The organism is Allomuricauda sp. MMSF_3307 (genome assembly GCF_030733585.1).
Taxonomy (GTDB): domain Bacteria; phylum Bacteroidota; class Bacteroidia; order Flavobacteriales; family Flavobacteriaceae; genus Flagellimonas.
In genome coordinates this window covers 945,821-963,442 of sequence record NZ_JASHIQ010000001.1, presented here as the reverse complement: position 1 = coordinate 963,442, position 17,622 = coordinate 945,821, and the positions used below count along the sequence as shown (strand labels likewise).

12 protein-coding genes are annotated in these 17,622 nt (G+C 43.2%); 7 read left to right on the top strand and 5 right to left on the bottom strand.

Features of this window, described 5'->3' with window-relative positions; translation table 11 throughout:
- From RBB12_RS04300 to RBB12_RS04270, 7 genes are all read left to right on the top strand, one after another.
- Window positions 1-1,536, top strand: a 1,536-nt coding sequence (locus RBB12_RS04300) for a T9SS type B sorting domain-containing protein (RefSeq protein WP_306012924.1), incomplete at its 5' end; no start/stop codon positions are given.
- Between the two features lie 13 nt (window positions 1,537-1,549).
- Window positions 1,550-2,494 carry a type IX secretion system membrane protein PorP/SprF gene (locus RBB12_RS04295; protein WP_306012923.1) on the top strand — a complete coding sequence of 315 codons (945 nt, stop codon included), beginning with the start codon at window positions 1,550-1,552 and terminating at the stop codon, window positions 2,492-2,494.
- Window positions 2,495-2,519: 25 nt separating this feature from the next.
- Window positions 2,520-3,527, top strand: coding sequence for an alpha/beta hydrolase (locus tag RBB12_RS04290; RefSeq protein ID WP_306012922.1), 1,008 nt, complete (start codon window positions 2,520-2,522; stop codon window positions 3,525-3,527).
- A 212-nt stretch (window positions 3,528-3,739) separates the two neighbouring features.
- Complete coding sequence (locus RBB12_RS04285) at window positions 3,740-4,114, top strand: hypothetical protein (protein WP_306012921.1); 375 nt, start codon at window positions 3,740-3,742, stop codon at window positions 4,112-4,114.
- A 271-nt stretch (window positions 4,115-4,385) separates the two neighbouring features.
- A complete protein-coding gene (locus tag RBB12_RS04280; RefSeq protein ID WP_306012920.1) occupies window positions 4,386-4,973 on the top strand; it encodes a hypothetical protein in 588 nt (195 codons plus the stop codon).
- A gap of 1,029 nt (window positions 4,974-6,002) precedes the next feature.
- Window positions 6,003-7,670 carry a sensor histidine kinase gene (locus RBB12_RS04275; protein WP_306012919.1) on the top strand — a complete coding sequence of 556 codons (1,668 nt, stop codon included), beginning with the start codon at window positions 6,003-6,005 and terminating at the stop codon, window positions 7,668-7,670.
- A gap of 11 nt (window positions 7,671-7,681) precedes the next feature.
- Complete coding sequence (locus tag RBB12_RS04270) at window positions 7,682-8,434, top strand: LytTR family DNA-binding domain-containing protein (protein WP_306012918.1); 753 nt, start codon at window positions 7,682-7,684, stop codon at window positions 8,432-8,434.
- Window positions 8,435-8,438: 4 nt separating this feature from the next.
- Here RBB12_RS04270 and RBB12_RS04265 read toward each other — a convergent pair whose 3' ends face one another.
- The 5 genes from RBB12_RS04265 to RBB12_RS04245 form a co-directional block, all read right to left on the bottom strand.
- Window positions 8,439-9,020, bottom strand: coding sequence for a bifunctional precorrin-2 dehydrogenase/sirohydrochlorin ferrochelatase (locus RBB12_RS04265; RefSeq protein WP_179383550.1), 582 nt, complete (start codon window positions 9,018-9,020; stop codon window positions 8,439-8,441).
- 80 nt (window positions 9,021-9,100) lie between these two features.
- Window positions 9,101-10,039, bottom strand: coding sequence for a type IX secretion system membrane protein PorP/SprF (locus RBB12_RS04260; protein WP_306012917.1), 939 nt, complete (start codon window positions 10,037-10,039; stop codon window positions 9,101-9,103).
- A 2-nt stretch (window positions 10,040-10,041) separates the two neighbouring features.
- Window positions 10,042-14,187 (bottom strand): gliding motility-associated C-terminal domain-containing protein, encoded by a 4,146-nt coding sequence (locus RBB12_RS04255; RefSeq protein WP_306012916.1) that lies wholly within the window; start codon window positions 14,185-14,187, stop codon window positions 10,042-10,044.
- A 274-nt stretch (window positions 14,188-14,461) separates the two neighbouring features.
- Window positions 14,462-16,252: a ribonucleoside-diphosphate reductase subunit alpha gene (locus RBB12_RS04250; protein ID WP_293281935.1), complete on the bottom strand. Its 1,791-nt coding sequence runs from the start codon at window positions 16,250-16,252 to the stop codon at window positions 14,462-14,464.
- Window positions 16,253-16,254: 2 nt separating this feature from the next.
- Window positions 16,255-17,529, bottom strand: coding sequence for a ribonucleotide-diphosphate reductase subunit beta (locus RBB12_RS04245; RefSeq protein ID WP_293288614.1), 1,275 nt, complete (start codon window positions 17,527-17,529; stop codon window positions 16,255-16,257).
- Window positions 17,530-17,622 lie beyond the last annotated feature (93 nt).

Genomic DNA, 17,622 nt, shown 5'->3' with positions numbered 1-17,622 from the left:
GGAACCTACCGGTTTGCCTATACCGTATCCTCGACAGGGGCATGCCCAGACGACTCCGCAACCGTGGAGGTACAGATCGACGGGGCCAACGAGGCCGGAACGCCCACGGACCTCGCCATCTGTGAAGGGGACGCCACAGCCTACGACCTCTCCGCACAGCTCGCCGGTGAGGACCCAGGGGGAACATGGACCGACGTGGACGACGCTTTCGGCAACGGGGCCAACTCCGTGGTGGCAGACCCCGCCAACATGGACTTCAACGCCATAGCACCGGGAACCTACCGGTTTGCCTATACCGTATCCTCGACAGGGGCATGCCCAGACGACTCCGCAACCGTGGAGGTACAGATAAACAATATCCCGACGGTGGACGACCTCGAGGACGTCACCTCTTGTGATTCCTATACATTGCCCGAATTAACGAATGGAAACTACTTTACTGGAAGTGGTGGTACAGGAACACCATTGTTTGAAGGGGATGTAATAAACACATCTCAAACAATTTTTGTATTTAGTCCTGAACAAGGGAATTGTCCGGATTCGGAGGAGAGTTTTGAGGTAACCATAACTGGATTCACCGTTACCACCAATGTTGAACATGAATCCTGTTGGGAAAGTGATAATGGTTCTGTTTTTGTCGTAATTGGAGATGCTGAATTCCCTATTACAGTTCAGCTTAATAATATGGCGCCTATGGTTTTCAACACGGATTCTTTCTCCATAGACGATTTATCTCCTGGAAATTATGAAATAAGCGTAATTGATGACACGGGTTGTGAAACCAATACAAGTTTCAGCATTCAACCTGGCGGAGCTAATCTTGGTGGTTCGGTTGATGTATTGTATTCGTGCGATGCAAACCTTCCATCAAATACCATTGCAGTTACCTTGTTCGACCCATCAGTCAGTAACGATGTGCTCTATGCGCTGGATTCTACCGACCCAAATGATTTCACTCTAAGTCCTGATTTTGGGAATATTAGTCCAGGTGATCATAGTTTATTCATAATGGACAACAATGGTTGTATAGGTGAGATTCCATTTGAAGTTGAAAGCTTTGAACCATTGGAGTTGACATTGACCAGTGAATATGTGAATCAGATTACAGCAAATGTTACTGGAGGAACGGCTCCATATACCTATTATTTTGACAACAATAGCGGAACTGATTCCAACACGTACACCATCAACAGAAGTGGAACAGTAACGGTAAGGGTTGTGGACAGCAATGGTTGTGAGGTTTTTGAAAGCACAACAATGAATTTGATGGAAATAACCATCCCGAATTTTTTCACTCCGAACAACGATGGACAAAATGATTTTTGGAGACCAAGAAACATTGAGCAATTCCCTGATATTGAAACTTACATTTTTGATCGATATGGAAGGAAAATATGGATTATAGGACCTCTGGACCAAGGTTGGGACGGCACCTACGAATCCAGACCTCTTCCATCCGGGGACTACTGGTACATTGTTAGATTGAACGATGGCACAGGTCGTGAATATGTAGGGAATTTCACCCTATACCGTTAAACAGAAAAATACAATGAGAAAAACTCTAGTCTATGCAATGTTGATGAGCACTATATACACATACGGACAAGAATTGACCATCCCGCAGTTGTCACAATATTTAGCGGACAACCCCTTTATCATGTCTCCCGCTTATGCAGGCATCGGAAACTATGTAAAGGTTCGGATGAACGGACTCACACAATGGGTAGGTATCAGGGATGCTCCCGATACCCAGTCCCTATCCGCAGATGTTCGACTTGGAAATAGGTCAGGTATTGGATTATTGATGTACAATGATTCCAACGGCGAAACCAAGCAAAGAGGGGCAAAAATCGCCTTTGCCCATCATTTGACTTTAGACAAGTATGAGGGAAATTATCTTTCGCTTGCCCTTTCGTTTAACCTGAACCAATTTCGTATTGATATTGAGAACTTTGAGGACAATACTGATCTTGCGGTGACGGACGACCGCGCTTCCAGCAATCCCAATTTTGATCTTGGTGCCTTATACCGTAGGGGTGAATTTTATTTGGGGCTTAATGTATCCAACATTTTCAACAAAGACTTTAATAAGTTCAATCCCATTCTTGAGCCTAACACTCTCAGAAACTATTACCTCTATTCTGGATATAGTTTTAGAAAAAGTAAAAGGGCAGATTTTGAAATTGAACCCTCTGTTTTCTTTCAATATTTTGAAAGTGATGGGCGATCCGTCACCGATGTAAACACCAAATTTAAATGGTATGATTTCCTTGACTACTATTATGCCGGCTTTACCTATCGTTTTTTGAACGACCAACTGGGAAGTCCACTTTATGTAGCTCCAATGATGGGCCTTAAGAAAGATGACTTTTACTTTGGGTATAGCTATCAAATCATAGCCAATGAAATTTTGGGATATTCAAAAGGAACCCATGTAATCACTGTGGGTGTGGATTTGTTCCAAGGGATTTCAAACTGTTCCTGCACCTATTGAACGAACTCTTAAAAACTTTTAGCTTATGAAAAAGATTCTTAAAAATTTCAGCATTGCTCTTTTAAAAGTAACTATCCTATTATTGTCTTCTTGTAGCGAAGATGAGAATCCCTTTGGACAATCTGCTAAAGATGCGCCAATCACCCTAAGCAGCAAGTCTAGCGATACACTCGTATACACAAAGGTTGGAAATGCAGCTATTCCTGTTTACATAGCAGTACCTGAAAGTTGTGACATGGAAAATTTTCCGGCGGTTATGGTCCTTCATGGATCAGACGGCATGTGGTTAGACCATGATGCTAGCACAGGTAAAATGTCAGGTCAATTTAACGAATGGAAAGAACTTTTGAACAACAACTGCATTGCCGCGGTTTTTGTTGACAGTTATTCCGGACGCGGCGTACAAACACGAACAGGAAAATGGACCACCGCTCCTGACAATTTCAAAATAAGCTCCCAATTTATACGACCAAGGGATGCCAATGCTGCGCTACGTCTATTGCAGGAAATGGAGTTTAGCAACGGCGAACCTGTAATCCGTAGCAACCAGATTGCCTTAGTGGGTTTTTCGGATGGTGCAAGTGCCGTAGCATCCACTTTATACAATACCGATTCCACTCCTGATGAGTGGCAATGGACCCAAACCTTTGATGGAAAAACCTACGACACCAACTCAGGAGTAATACCTCCCGGGCCAAAACCCGAAACTGGGTTTGCCGGCGGCATTTTTTATTATGGCGGTTCTGGCGCCTATAATTATTGGGGCAAAAGTCCTTGTAGCGATGATGCGGCAGAGGGCAACATATTTCAGCCCTACGCTCCAATGCTCTATCAAGTTCCATCAGAAGGATACCTGAGCGAGAACACACTTTGTCAGGTTGCTCTCTTGAAAGAAAAAGGATTGCCGGTGGAAGTACAGGTTTATCAAGGCGTAGGCCATGGTTTTGACTTTGACAAAGTGGAACAAAGTAAACAGGCAAGAACTGTTTCCATACAATGGTTAAAACAACTTTTTGCCAACCTTGAAGATTAATACAAACCACATAATTACATATAAAAAGCGTCAAATAGGGAACATTACTGAATTTCAATCTCAAGAAACTAGCCTTTTGGAACCACAAGGCGATAGGGAACACCAATATTACTATTGGCCGCCTTTTGAAAAGCTAGCAAATCATCCTCATAACAAAAATGAATGAACGGCCTGGGGCCAAAAAAATCAGAACACCTGAAAAATGAGTTGATATGAGAGACAACTTTCTTGAAAAATGGATTTTGGATTTGGTAAAATCCGAACATGAGTACGGAAACATCCCGAATCACGCCACCTACAGATTAAGGGAGCGATTGCATGATTTTATTGAAGTGACCATTGAATGGATGGATTATGAAGAAAACAACCATAAAATAGTTTACCATGCCCGATCGTATGGTAGAAACAAAATTGGAGCCTCGATAGACCCAATGGAAGATTCCATTTTTGAACTGGAAAACTATTATACATTGGAAATACACACTTATATAAACCATGTTAAAAGGAATTATAGCACTCGAAAAATTGCAAATTATGATGTGATGGGTGTTGTTAGACAGTTAGAAAAGACAGCAAACAAAAAATAAGGCCCCTTAGAAGGCAAATTTGACGAAATCGGAGTGCATTTCATCGATAAAAACTCACTCTTAATCGATGATTTTGTATCCGTCAATTCAAAAGGGCCATCCGTCAATTGGTGGGGCAAAGTGTACTTTTTTATTTGTTACTTGGTATCAGGAAAATTCCCAAATTCTTAAAATAAAACCTGTTATGCATCTATTAACCATTTTTTGGACACTTATTTGTGCCTTCGCCATTATTGGATATCCCATTTATCTTTTACATAAATCCTCATCCATGATGAAGGATCATCACGATAACTGCATACCGTCGGAACCCAATACGGTAGAACTACTATCGTTTGACATAAAAGAACAACTGCCAGGCTGGTCCTTTAGCTTGGATGTCCCACAATTAACCGAGGAAATACTTCGTAAAAATCCAATTCTTTTTTATTTGGAATCGGATAAAGATTGTTTAAAGCTTCCTTTGAATAATGCCTCCATGGGCTACATGGCCAATGTGTACAAAAATGTTGGAAAAGTCTACGTCACCTTTAAGTCCATAAAGGATGGGGTTTCCAACTATTATGTTCCCGCCTCACATTTAAAAAGACTCAAGGTATTGATCATCAAATCGAAAGATGAGCGGATATGCGGTAACCAATTCGTATCGCCAAGCAAAACTGTAATGCACAACAGTATGGCCAAGGCAGGAGTCAATATCAACGATTACGAGGATGTTTTGGGGTATTTCAGCAATTTTGCCTCGATAGATTTTAAAGGACATTTTATCTCAAAAGTCCCTAAACGGAACAAAGTCCAAAGAAAGCCCATGAAGTCTTTGGCAACTTTAAAGAAAGAGGAATTATGTGCCACGGTTTGAAAAACTATCTTTTAGTGTTCTCCTGTAAATGTAAAGTGGGGTTCCTCCATTATTGGAATCCCATTTTACCACTAAAAAAACAAGTTGAAAAATGACCCAAAAATTGCATCCGTTGACTGGGAAGGGGCATCCGTCAGATCAGAAGGGGCATTCGTCAATTGACCACAAATTTTTTATAAAAACCGAAGTAGCTTTATCGAAGATTTTAAAACAAACATACGGGCTGTAGTTGAACTGTAAAGTTCCTGTCTTCGGTTCTGGCGATGGAGACAGTACAGCCCAAAAAAAATATAATTATTAAGCATTATTACACACTAACCAAAACTCACCATTAGTATTTTCTTCAGCTGAGAGCAAGTATGGGGTTATGCTGCGCAACAGTTAAAAATGAGAAAAGAAAGTGGTGAGTCCTTTTTAGAACAGTTTTAGTAATGCAGTTTTTTGAAAAATACAACTATCCTAATTCAAATTGTATAATTCTTCCCCCAAAATGCTTATTTTAATTAGTTAAAAAGCATACTAACATTTAACCAATCAAGGGCTTACCCCTAAAATAAGCTCTGTAACTGATTTACAACTGAGCAAGTAAGTGTGATTTAAGCCCATTTAACATTGCTGTTTTTAGGTACTAACGCAATGATAATACAATGCTCAGAGACAAATGGATAGTCTGAATTAATTGGATATTAAATTCTAAATATAGAAAAATAATTTAATTCTTACAATATCTGAAAGAAATATAATCAACCTACTTGGAGTCATTAACCTTGTAACTCCCTTCTTTGCTGAATGATTGCGGCCACACATATAAACAGACCCTCCTGCACACAAGACTTTCTTGTTGTTTCATTTGCTCGTTTATTCCCAATTAAAACCGTCAAGACTCTATGCCGCTTCCTACTGTGTTTTTGTATTCTTTTGGGGCATTTTGCCCATTCTCAGGAATCTCAGGTTAATCAAGATCGTAAATTAAAGCAGCTTCCGTTCACTTATGCCATAGTAAAAGATTGGGATAGTAGCTTTTCCGAAATGTTGGAATCTTCGTTTTCCAAACCCCATACAAATGTTTTACTCGATGTAGGAAAAACGTATTGGTTCAAAATTGACCTGAAGAATGAACTTGACACTCTGCAGACCCAAGATTTATGGCGATTAAGGTCTAACCATTTTAATAGGGCACAACTTTATTTTAAAGATGGGGATTCCATCGCCACCCATTCCTTTGGACGATTCAAGGAAAACATTGAAAAGAGGTCTTTAAAACACGGTAATGGTGCGGTGTTCCGATATGAAAGCTTAATCTCCGGGAGATACCTTTATGTAAAAGCAAAAAATCATTTTGAATACCCATACCCCGTCCATTTCGGATATTTGTCAAATGAGGCAAACCGATTTTACACCGATTACTACAGCGACCAAGACCTTGAACAGATCACCCCTTCCCTACTCTTTTTGGGGGGCTGCGCCATTTTATTCTTAACATTCGCGGTCATATTCCTAAACGTAAGAAGGTTGGAATTTCTGTTTTATTCATTTTATGTGCTTTTTTTATGTGGCTTCCTTACCGGTCTCGATATTCCCAGAGTATTCACTCTGTTCGATAGCGAGCTTGGCTTTTGGGCTCTCACCATTTCCCAAGTCCTCATCAACCTGTTTTATGTATTGTTTGCCAAATTTTATTTGAACACCGAAAAGCAATACCCTTTACTGGATATCATCATCAAAATCATTGTTTTGGTATTAATTCTCATTGTGCTTGCACATGGAATAGCTTACTTTTCAGAACATTACCAACTGCAAAGCAACATTTTGAATTTCCAAAGACTACTGATGACTCTTTTTGGTCTTTTCGCCATGGTTTACCTCCTTTTGTTGCGCAAGGATATATTGGCCTGCTTTATTGTTGCAGGCTCATTTTGCTATATGCTGGGTGCACTTGCCTTTTGGCTAATATATTCAAAACACTATATGATCTTGGGTTCCATGTTGGAAATCATGATTTTTTCACTCGGTCTCGCTTATAAAATCAAATTGGAGTATGAAGATAAAGTTATCTTGCAAAGAGAAGTTTCCCTTAAGGACATCAGCGCCAAAAGAGCTCAAATAAACCCCCATTTCTTCTTTAATTCCCTGGGTTCCATCCAACATTTGATACTGCACGACAAAAAAAATGCTGCCTTAAATTACCTGAACAAGTTCAGTAAACTCGCTCGTAGTGTTTTGGAAAGTTCGTATGAAACCACGGTGACCCTGACCGAGGAAATAGAACTGCTACGCTCCTATCTGGAACTCGAGTCCTTACGTTTTGATAAAGCTTTCTCATACACCATTACGGTAGCTGATTCCGTTAACACGGATGCTGTGGAAATTCCCTTGATGCTCATTCAACCCTTTGCCGAAAATGCCATTATCCATGGGTTGATGGGAAAAAAGACAGGCGAAAAGAAACTTGAATTCCGTTTTTTCATGGAAACGGAATATCTTGTCATAGAAATTGAGGATAATGGGGTAGGCAGGTATTATGAAAAAACCAAGAAAAGCAAGAAAAAATCCAGAGGTATGGAAATCACCAAAAAGAGACTAAAAATGCGGGACACCTCCGACCTCAATAAAAATAGCATTGAAATCATAGACAAATACGACACCCAAAGCCAGCCCAGCGGCACCAAGGTCATTATACGATTGAATAACCCCTAAAAAACAACCCAATGGTACTAAAAGCAATAATCATCGAAGATGAAAAGCACAGCAGGGAAACCCTTAAATCCATGCTGGAAGAGTTTTGTAAAGGCGTGGAAGTCATCGCCATGGCAGGCACTGTTGATGAAGCGGTCAGAGTCCTCTCCGTGTACAGTCCCGACATTGTTTTCTTGGATATTGAATTACAATCGGGTGTTGGGTTCGACGTGCTTGAAAGAATCAAGGAACCCAATTTTGAGATCATCTTTACCACGGCCTTCGAAAAATATGCTATAAAGGCCATTAAATTTAGTTCCTTGGATTATTTGTTGAAGCCCATTGACCTTAGTGAACTCCAACAAGCCGTAAACAAGGCCCGCAGCAACATGGACACCAATATTTATCGGGAACAGTTGGACAACTTGATGCAGAACATATCCCGGGGCAATATGCGTCCCGAAAAAATATGTTTGGCCACCACCACAGGTATGGAGTTTATAGAAATCAAGGATGTTATCGCCTGCAAAGCTGATGGCTCCTATACCTGTTTTATGATGGACAGCGGGGAAATACCCATGGTAAGCAAACACTTAAAGGAATATGAGCAAATGCTTGCCGAGTATAACTTTATGCGAGTACACAACAGCTACCTTGTCAACTTGCGAAAGGTGAAAAAATATGTAAAGACCGATGGGGGTTATCTTATAATGGAAAACGACCTTCAGGTAAACATTTCGCCCAGAAAAAGGGATGACCTCATTGAGGCAATGAAGCGTCTGTAAGGGATTAATCCTTCTTGTTCACCAACCCTTTGGTAAACTCGTTCAAGGCTTCCACCTTTTCCTCGAAATCACCCTTTAGGGTTTTGCGGTATTCGTTTAGGTTTTGCACCAAATCATCGATATTTTCAGGAATCACGTCCTCAAAAAATTGACGCAAGCGTTTAGCAGTGGTCGGGGACTTTCCATTGGTGGAAATGGCCACCTTTACATTCCCCTTGGTCACGATTCCGCCCATATAAAAATCGCAAAAAGGAGGGTTATCGGCCACATTCACCAAGGTACTTCGCTCTCTGCACTCGTGGTACACCTGCTCGTTCACCTCCGGCTTATCGGTACATGCCACCACCATGTGCTTCCCATCCAAATATTCAGTACGGTACACATCTTTTGTAATCGTCACCTGATGCTTTTGGGCCAACTCCAAGGTAGCGGGCAAAAATTCCGGAGCTACCATCTGCACTTTGGCGTTTGGGCTGGACTTCAGTAAAAAGGTCAATTTTTCCAGTCCCACATTGCCACCGCCCACAATTAGGACGTTCAAATTGGCCACTTTTAAAAAAATTGGATACAGCTCGTTCCTTTCCATTGTAAATTGGTTTTCAACCTCAGATACCTCAAAGATACTGACTATTTATGGCCGGAAGTAACCATATAACTGGCCAAGATCTAAAAAGTTGGTTCTTCTTGCTTCTTTTTTGATGATTTGAACTCATAGCGAACAAATAGCTCGTGCGAGCCTCCGCTATAATTTGCCAAGTTGGAGGTTGTAAGATCATAGGCGTAACCAGCGCTAAAATTAGCATCGATTTGCATCCCTAGCAAGGTAGAGAAAGAGTCGTCCCAGCGATAGGCCAATCCAAATAGGAAAGTTTCCTTGAGCATGGCGTTCACCGAAACATCTGCAATAATCGGTGCACCAGGTACCCATTTTACAAAGAAAGCGGGCTTGAGTTTAACATCGGGCGTTAAGTCCACTACCTTTCCGCCAATAAAATAATAGTGCAAACGCTCCGCCGCTATTTCCTGCTCCTCCCCATCGTAGTGCTTTTGCGAGAAAAAATTGGGAATGGCAAATCCCAAATATCCATTTTTTGTATCGTAGTATAGTCCGGCACCTATGGTGGGGAAAAATTTACTTTTGATGTTGTTTTGAAAGGCCACATCCGCATCATCCGTAAGTCCACGGGAGAAATCCACATCAAAAATGCGACCGCCCAACTTCATCCCAAAGGATAGCTTTCTGTTGGCACTGTCCAGTTGAATGGTATAAGACACATTTCCATCCACCGAAATTTCAGAAGAAGGACCAAGAGCATCCCTTGAAATGATTCCCCCGAGACCCAATTTGTGTTCCATAGGTGTATCCACGGCGAGTACTTGTGTGTTTGGCGCCCCATTAAGACCGACCCATTGGGAACGGTGCAGCAACAAAGCGGTCAAATGTCCATTGGAACCTGCAAATGCCGGGTTTACGCTCATGGTGTTGTACATGTATTGGGTAAACTGAGGATCCTGTTGTGCAAAGCTGACCAAAGGGGTTGCGTAGAGCATAATCAAACAGATTCTCCTTATTTTCTTGGTAATATGTATCCTTGAAATCCCCATGCTTATCTGTTTAAATACAACCAATCTGTTCGTGGTTCCGACCCGTCGCCCAAATCCAAAATGTAATAGTAGGTACCCACAGGGAGTTGGTCTTCGGGCTGGACCATGGCACGACCATTTGGCGTTCCGTCCCAATCATTTTTATAGGATCTTGTTTGATAGACGATATTCCCCCACCGATTATAAATCTGCAATGAGTTGTTGGGGTAACGGGAAATACAATCAATCTTAAAAAAGTCGTTTACTCCATCGCCATTGGGAGAAAACTCGTTGTAGACCACCAAACAACTTGGGGCAACTGACGCTTCTGCCCTATTATTGTCCTCATTGATATCCCATTGATCCACATAGGCGATGTTAACTATGTTTTGATAGTCCTCCACATCCATAACCTCAACGGTTAACAATAGCGTGGCGGTTCCGGAGACGGGCAAGGACTCGATTTCCCAAAAGGAAGCATCGGCATCATACGTTCCCGTTGAAGTCTCCGCACTCACAAATTGATACCCCAAGGGCAATTCCTCCTGTACCCCAATCTGCGTTGCATCATCAACACCTAAATTGGTCACAGTGATTTCAAAAGTCACCTCATCCCCAATATTTGGCTCTGGATTATCCACAGATTTTGTGATGGCCAAATCGGTGGTCTGTGGTGCAACAGAGGCCGTTGCTTCGTCGTCATCCACAACACCGTCCATAAAATCATCCTCATCCATAGCAGTGGATGGATCGCTATCGGGGTCGGGATATAAACTTGATGATACAAAGGCCTCATTGCGATACTCATTTTCCGACCCTGTTGGCGGATTGACCATCGCTAAAACTTCCAAACTTTCCGTATCCTGGCTCAGGACCCTTCTGTTCAGGTTCCAGATTCCCGAAGCTGCATCGTAAATACCCGCCGTTGTGGTATGGGATTGATAGCTATACCCTAAAGGCAACATATCTGTGACCACTACTTCTCTGGCATCGGAGGGACCATTATTTTTCAAGCTGACCACAAAACGAACCACTTCCCCTACATTGGGTGTCGTGTTATCCACTGTTTTGGTCAGCGATAAATCGGCCAGTCCACCGGGAACAGGAACCACCGTTGCTTGATCATCCTCGGAACCCAAGTTGTTGTTGGGTGTGGAATCGGGATCATACGTGTCCAATGCAATGAGTTCTGCTGTGTTCTTATAGTTGCCTGTTGATTTTACAATGGCCTGAATTTCCAAGGTTTGTAATGCTCCATTGGCCAGAAAAGGTAATTCCCAGGTCCCTGCAATTTCATCGTAGACACCTGCTGAGGTTACTGCTGAAACAAATTGATAGCCGTCTTCCAATTCGTCTTCAATCATCAATCCTGATGCATCGTTGGGGCCATCGTTTTGTACTTGAATTGTAAAGAGGAGTTCATCACCCACCTCGGGATTCAAATTGTTCACCGCTTTCGATACGGATACATCGGTTACATGCCTTGGTGTGACAGCCAATTCATCCTGATCGTCCTCGGATAACACTCCGTTGCCCGGTGTGGAATCTGCATCAAACAGGATGGCATTGGTCACTTCTACCCCAAAAACATAGTCGTCTGTTGGATTTACTTCAACCACAACGTTCAACTCTGCTTGGGATTCCAAAGGAACATTACCCAGATTCCATAGTCCGGTGGAAGGGTTAAATGCTCCTCCCGAATCGTCGGAAACATAGGTGAACCCATCTGGTACAATTTGAGTCACTTGCACACCAATCGCATCACTCGGGCCCTCGTTGGTCAATGTTGTGGTAAAGGTGATTTGAGTGGCCACATCGGGAACTGCATTGTCCACGTTTATCGCTACATTCAGGTCGGCTGATGGAACTGGTGTGGTCCCTGCGCTGTCTTGATCATTTTCAAAGATGTTGTTATTGTTCGGTATTGAATTGGGGTCAAATTGATCGGAAGCAAAAACTTCGGTCACATTAAAATAATCTCCGGTATTGTTTACCGAGGCGACGATCGTCAATGTTTCTGTGCTTCCATCGGCGAGAGTCCCGTTGAGTGTCCAAATTCCAGAGCTTGCGCTATACAAACCAGCAGTGGTGCCATGGGAAACATAGGTATATCCATCCGGCAATAGGTCCAAGACCTCAACCCCAGTGGCATCGCTAGGACCCAAATTGGTAATATTTATGGTGAAAATGACATCCTGACCAACAAATGGACTCAGTTGGTTGACCGATTTCCGCAATAATAGATCTGCCACGGGGACCACAATCGGTTCCACCGTTTGCTGATCATCCTCCGCTTCATTGTTATTATTTGGACTGGAATCCACATCGTTCTCCGCCACATTGGTCAATTCGGCCGTATTGGTATAATTTCCTGTCTGTAATACGTCCACGGTAATAGCCAAGGTTTCAGAGCTGCCATTGGGCAAACTGCCCACTACCCAGGAACCATTGGTCGCATTATAGGTTCCCGTGGATGGAACGGCATTTACCAATTGGTATCCAGAGGCCAAAATATCGGTCACTACCACATTGGTGGCATCACTTGGTCCATCGTTGCCCACAGTGACCGTAAACACAATCTCCTGACCTACTTCGGGAATCAGTTCATCCACGGTTTTGGTCACGAAAATATCTACCAAAGGTTCTGGAACTACCGAAACACCATCTTGGTCGTCCTCGCCCGGTATGTTGTTGTTGGGGCTGGAATCCACATCATTTTGATCATGTGCGGTAATTTCAGCTATGTTATTGTAATCTCCTGATGCATTGACCGTGGCCAGTATGCTTAAAGTGGCCGAACTTCCGTTGGCAACGGTGCCAATATCCCAAACACCCGAAATGTCGTCGTATGCGCCTCCACCATTATCAGAAACATAGGTGTAGCCAGAAGGCAACAAATCGGTCACCTCCACCGAAGTGGCATCACTTGGGCCGTCGTTGCTCACTGTTAAGGTAAACCTGACGTTTTCGCTAACCAATGGGGGCGATTTATCGATTGTTTTGGTGAGTGCAAGGTCTATCAATGGTGCTGGTGCGACCACTACATCGCTCTGGTCATCTTCTGAAGACACTCCATTGGACGGAGTGGAATCGATATCATAGGCATCCGAAGCGATGACTTGTGTAGTGTTAGTGTAATTGCCCGAGGGATTGACCAAAACATCGATGGTCAATGTTTCCGTAGCTCCGTTGGGCAGGGTTCCCACCTCCCAAAAGCCGCTTACGGGACTGTAAGTTCCCGTCGTTGCTGCATAGGAAACAAAATTGAAGCCGGAGAGCAACTGGTCTACCACCCTGACATTGGTTGCATCATGTGGACCAGCGTTGGAAATCGAAATCTCAAAGGAAATCTGCTGCCCCACAAAAGGGGACAAATCACCACCCACTACCGATTTGGTCAATGAAAGATCGGCCTGCAGAGGCGCAGCAGTGACATTGGCTTCATCATCTTCGCTTTGATCTCCATCATCGTTATTGGGGCTACTATCGCTATCCAACTGATTGGCAAAAACGACTTCCGCGATGTGAGTGAACTCACCTAGCGTCCCCGTTGGGGTCTGTACGGTAGCATTAAAGTTTAAAGTAACCGTATTGTTTCCCACTGGAACGGTCAATCCCGTCCAAGTGACTTCATCAGTTAAAAAACTAAAGGTTCCGCTATTATTTATGGCAGTCACATTGTCAAAACCACTGGGCACCAAATTGGCTATGGTCACATTGGTGGCATCCACATCTCCAAAATTGCTCAGATGTATGGTAAAGTTGACCACTTCACCAATGGTGGGCAATGTATTACTGGCTAACATTTCCATTTCAAGGTCAACCCCCTCTATGGTTATCCCCACAGTGTCGGATGCGGTATTACAGCTTATATCGGAGACGGTCCATTCAAAAATATAGATGCCCAAGCCCATGTTGAAAACCTGGGTGCTGGGATTATTGGCATCTGCAAAGGTGACCAAGGTGGGGCCGGATAATTGTGTCCAAGTGCCCGTACCAACAGCTGGCGTATCTGCATTCAAAAAGACGGAGGTAGCTTGGTCAAAAGTAAGGTCTGAACCTGCGTTCACCGCACAGTCTTGAGCATATCCTTGATGAAAAACAGCCAACAGTAGGAAAACTGTCAAAAAAAAGTTCCTGAAGACAGGCAGTGACTGAGGTTTGATCATAGCTGGGTTGATGAGGTTTTCCTTATCTGGCAAGGCTTACCCAAACTTATCAAGAACTGGCCTAAAATGGGAAGTTATGTTGTAGGGCAAGTGGCTTTTGTTGTGAAATCACCGATAAATGAAGAGAGAAACACGCTATTCGTTGTGGCATTTTGTCCTTTTGATGAAAGCTGAAACGGCTGCGATTCCAGATACAAGAAATCGAAATGGATGACCTTACATGAAAAAGGGACCTGAAACAGGTCCCTTTTTAAGTATTCAATTGATAGGATTGTTATGCTTCGCAGCTCACACAGTCTTTCTTTTGTTTGAATTTTTGCGCGGCATTCATACTATGCTGATAATACAAGGACTTCAATCCCAATTTCCATGCGGTAACGTGGATTTTGTTGATTTCCTTGGTAGGCATATCTGGGTGTACAATAATGTTCACCGACTGCCCTTGATCGATATGATTCTGTCTGTTGGCCGCTTGGTAAATGATGTCCAATTGGTCCAACTCAGAATAGGTTTTGAAGACCGCCTTTTCCTCTTCGGTCAAGAAATCCAAATGCTGCACGGAACCATCCATATCACGGATGCTCTTCCATACTTCTGGGGTATTTTGACCCTTTTCTTCCAAAAGGTCCATGAGGTATGGGTTCTTGATGGTCACTTTGATCTTGGCAATATCCTTAACGTAACAATTGCTCCAAATGGGCTCGATTCCTTGTGAAACCTGTCCCAAAATAAAGGCCGAAGAAGTGGTAGGCGCAATAGCGTTCAAGGTAGCATTGCGTCTTCCATACCCTTTCAATACATCGGGCTCGCCAAAACGCTCTGCCAACTGCTCTGATGCCTTGTAGGAACGCTCTTTGATTTCCCTAAAAATTTCACTGTTCAAGTTGTAAGCCTCCTGACTATCAAAGGCCAATCTTTTGGACTGTAGCAAGGAGTGCCAGCCCAATACACCTAGACCCAAAGCGCGGTTTTGCTTCGCAAAATTATAGGCACGCTCCATGAACAGGAAGGTTTGTTGGTCTTCCCTATCCGAAGAATCCCTGTATTCTTCCAACTTTTCGATAAATTCGGTAATCACGGCATCCAAGAAGTGTACCATGGTCTCAACAGCATCGGTCTTTTTCCACTTATCGTAGTGCAGCAAGTTCACGCTTGAAAGTACGCACACGAAGGACCAATCATCACTGGAAGGCAACATGATCTCGGTACAAAGGTTACTGGCGTGAATACGGTGTTTTTTGTCCTTATACACATCGGCGGCGCCATCGTTGGCGTTGTCGGTGAAGAATACATAAGGATATCCCATTTCTCCCCTTCTTTGCAACACTTTTGCCCAAACGGTTCTTTTTTCCGCATCTCCATCCACCATTTCCTGCATCCATTGGTTGGTTACGGTAACCCCATGTGTCAATTGTTGGATTGGGTTCCCTTCGGTTCCGATTTCCAAAAACTCCATGATGTCCTTATGGTCAATGGGCAGGTATGGAGAAAAACGACCGCGACGAACCGACCCCTGGCTTACCACATCTACCATGGACTCGAACAACTGCATAATATGTACGGCACCGGAGGCTTGACCGTTGTTTTTAACGGGTGCTCCCCTATGCCTTATTTTTCCAAAATAACCCGAAGTTCCTCCTCCAAGTTTGGACATCATCCCTACCTCCGACTGGGTATACAGGATGTTCCCCATGTCATCATCAATATGGGAACCAAAGCAACTGATGGGCAACCCGCGCTTTTTTCCAAAATTGGACCATACTGGAGAGGCCAAAGAGAAAAAGCCTTCGGACATATAGCCGTAAAATTTATCGGAATATCCCGGGATTCCCAAGATCTCCTCTGCCCTATCCCCGATTTCTCGGATGCGTTCCTCTGGGGACACCCCTTCGGTCAAATATCCGGATGCCAGAAATTTTCGGCTGTATTCGTTCAACCATTCAAAGCCTTTGCTTTCTTCGTTCTTTAGCTTGGACAAGGTGTCTTTCCTTGCGTTTACAAGCTCTTGTGTTTTATTGTCCTGCTTTTGGTCTGCGGCCGGGGTTATTTGTGTTCTCTTCTCCATAATTAAAAAAGGTCGTCGCTAGTTATACTTTGTGTTCTTTTGCTATAGTTGATGGATCTTTTTACAAAAAAGTCTCCGTGTTTTGTTCCTATGATCTCGTCGTCGAACCATTCGGTCTGTTCCAATAGTTTTTGATCGACGTCGAATATTTTGGGGATTCCTATGCTCTCCAACGAATTGTTAAATCTGTTCTTGATGAACTCGTTCACCAAGTTTTTGGGCAAGAAATCCAATTCGCCTGCTTCAAAGATCCAGTCCACTATTTTGCTCTCCGCATCAAATGCCTTCTCACAGATATCCTGGATCATTTCCTTGTACTCATCATCGAACCACTCTGGGTGTTCTTTTTTGATGATATTGATCACATCGATTCCAAAATCGCCATGAATCTGTTCTTCCTTGGATGTGGCCTCAACCACATTGGAAATTCCCTTCAACACATTTTTGTGTTTGTTGAACGCCATAATGATCAAGAACTGGGAAAACAGGGAAACATGCTCGATAAATAGGGAGAACAACAAGATGGATTCGGCATACTCCCTATCGTTCTCACTTTTGGCATTTTTGAGCGCAGTCTCCAAATACTGCACCCGTTTCATGATTACCGGCTTTTTCTTCAAGTTTTCGAACTCTTTGTTCAATCCCAAAATCTCCAAAAGGTGTGAATAGGCATCGTGGTGGCGCACCTCACTCTCGGCGAAGGTGGCTCCTACAGACCCGATTTCTGGTTTGGGCATTCTGTGGTAGATATCGCCCCAGAAACTTTTAACGGCCACCTCGATTTGGGAAATGGCCAACATGGTATTTTTGATGGCGCTGCGCTCCACATCCGTCAACCCCGATTTAAAATCCTGGATATCGCTGGTAAAATTGAATTCCGTATGGATCCAATACGAGTGTCTGATCGCAGGTACATATTCATACAATTGCGGGTACTCATAGGGCTTTAGGTTGATACGTTTTTCGAAGATATTCGACTCACGCATCTGGGCCCTTTTGTTCCTGTAAATAATGTAGGCTTTTGCCGCATCGTGGAACTCACTGTCCATAAGTTCGTTCTCCACCACGTCCTGCACTTCCTCCACAGTGGGTACGTAGTGTTCATCTTCTCTCTTACGTTCCAACAACACTTGGTTGACGTTGTCGGCAATGGTCTGCGCATCGTTGATCTGGCCATGTTCCACGGCCGTCATAGCCTTCAAGATTGCGTTTGTAATCTTGTGCAAGTCAAAATCTTGCGTGCTAAAATCCCTTTTAGTTATCTGAGTAATCTGCATGAAGAAAACGGTTTGGAGTTGAAAAAAATAGCTTGACTGTAAAATTCCTATTTTCTTTACTTAAATTTTAAGTTGACCCGATTAGGTTCTTAA

What these genes read in the sequence shown, in the direction of transcription:
- RBB12_RS04285 (WP_306012921.1), top strand. Translation starts at nt 3,740, where the DNA reads ATGAGAGACAACTTTCTTGAAAAATGGATTTTGGATTTGGTAAAATCC.
- RBB12_RS04255 (WP_306012916.1), bottom strand. Translation starts at nt 14,187, where the DNA reads ATGATCAAACCTCAGTCACTGCCTGTCTTCAGGAACTTTTTTTTGACA.
- RBB12_RS04290 (WP_306012922.1), top strand. Translation starts at nt 2,520, where the DNA reads ATGAAAAAGATTCTTAAAAATTTCAGCATTGCTCTTTTAAAAGTAACT.
- RBB12_RS04275 (WP_306012919.1), top strand. Translation starts at nt 6,003, where the DNA reads ATGTTGGAATCTTCGTTTTCCAAACCCCATACAAATGTTTTACTCGAT.
- RBB12_RS04265 (WP_179383550.1), bottom strand. Translation starts at nt 9,020, where the DNA reads ATGGAAAGGAACGAGCTGTATCCAATTTTTTTAAAAGTGGCCAATTTG.
- RBB12_RS04245 (WP_293288614.1), bottom strand. Translation starts at nt 17,529, where the DNA reads ATGCAGATTACTCAGATAACTAAAAGGGATTTTAGCACGCAAGATTTT.
- RBB12_RS04295 (WP_306012923.1), top strand. Translation starts at nt 1,550, where the DNA reads ATGAGAAAAACTCTAGTCTATGCAATGTTGATGAGCACTATATACACA.
- RBB12_RS04250 (WP_293281935.1), bottom strand. Translation starts at nt 16,252, where the DNA reads ATGGAGAAGAGAACACAAATAACCCCGGCCGCAGACCAAAAGCAGGAC.
- RBB12_RS04260 (WP_306012917.1), bottom strand. Translation starts at nt 10,039, where the DNA reads ATGGGGATTTCAAGGATACATATTACCAAGAAAATAAGGAGAATCTGT.
- RBB12_RS04270 (WP_306012918.1), top strand. Translation starts at nt 7,682, where the DNA reads ATGGTACTAAAAGCAATAATCATCGAAGATGAAAAGCACAGCAGGGAA.
- RBB12_RS04280 (WP_306012920.1), top strand. Translation starts at nt 4,386, where the DNA reads ATGATGAAGGATCATCACGATAACTGCATACCGTCGGAACCCAATACG.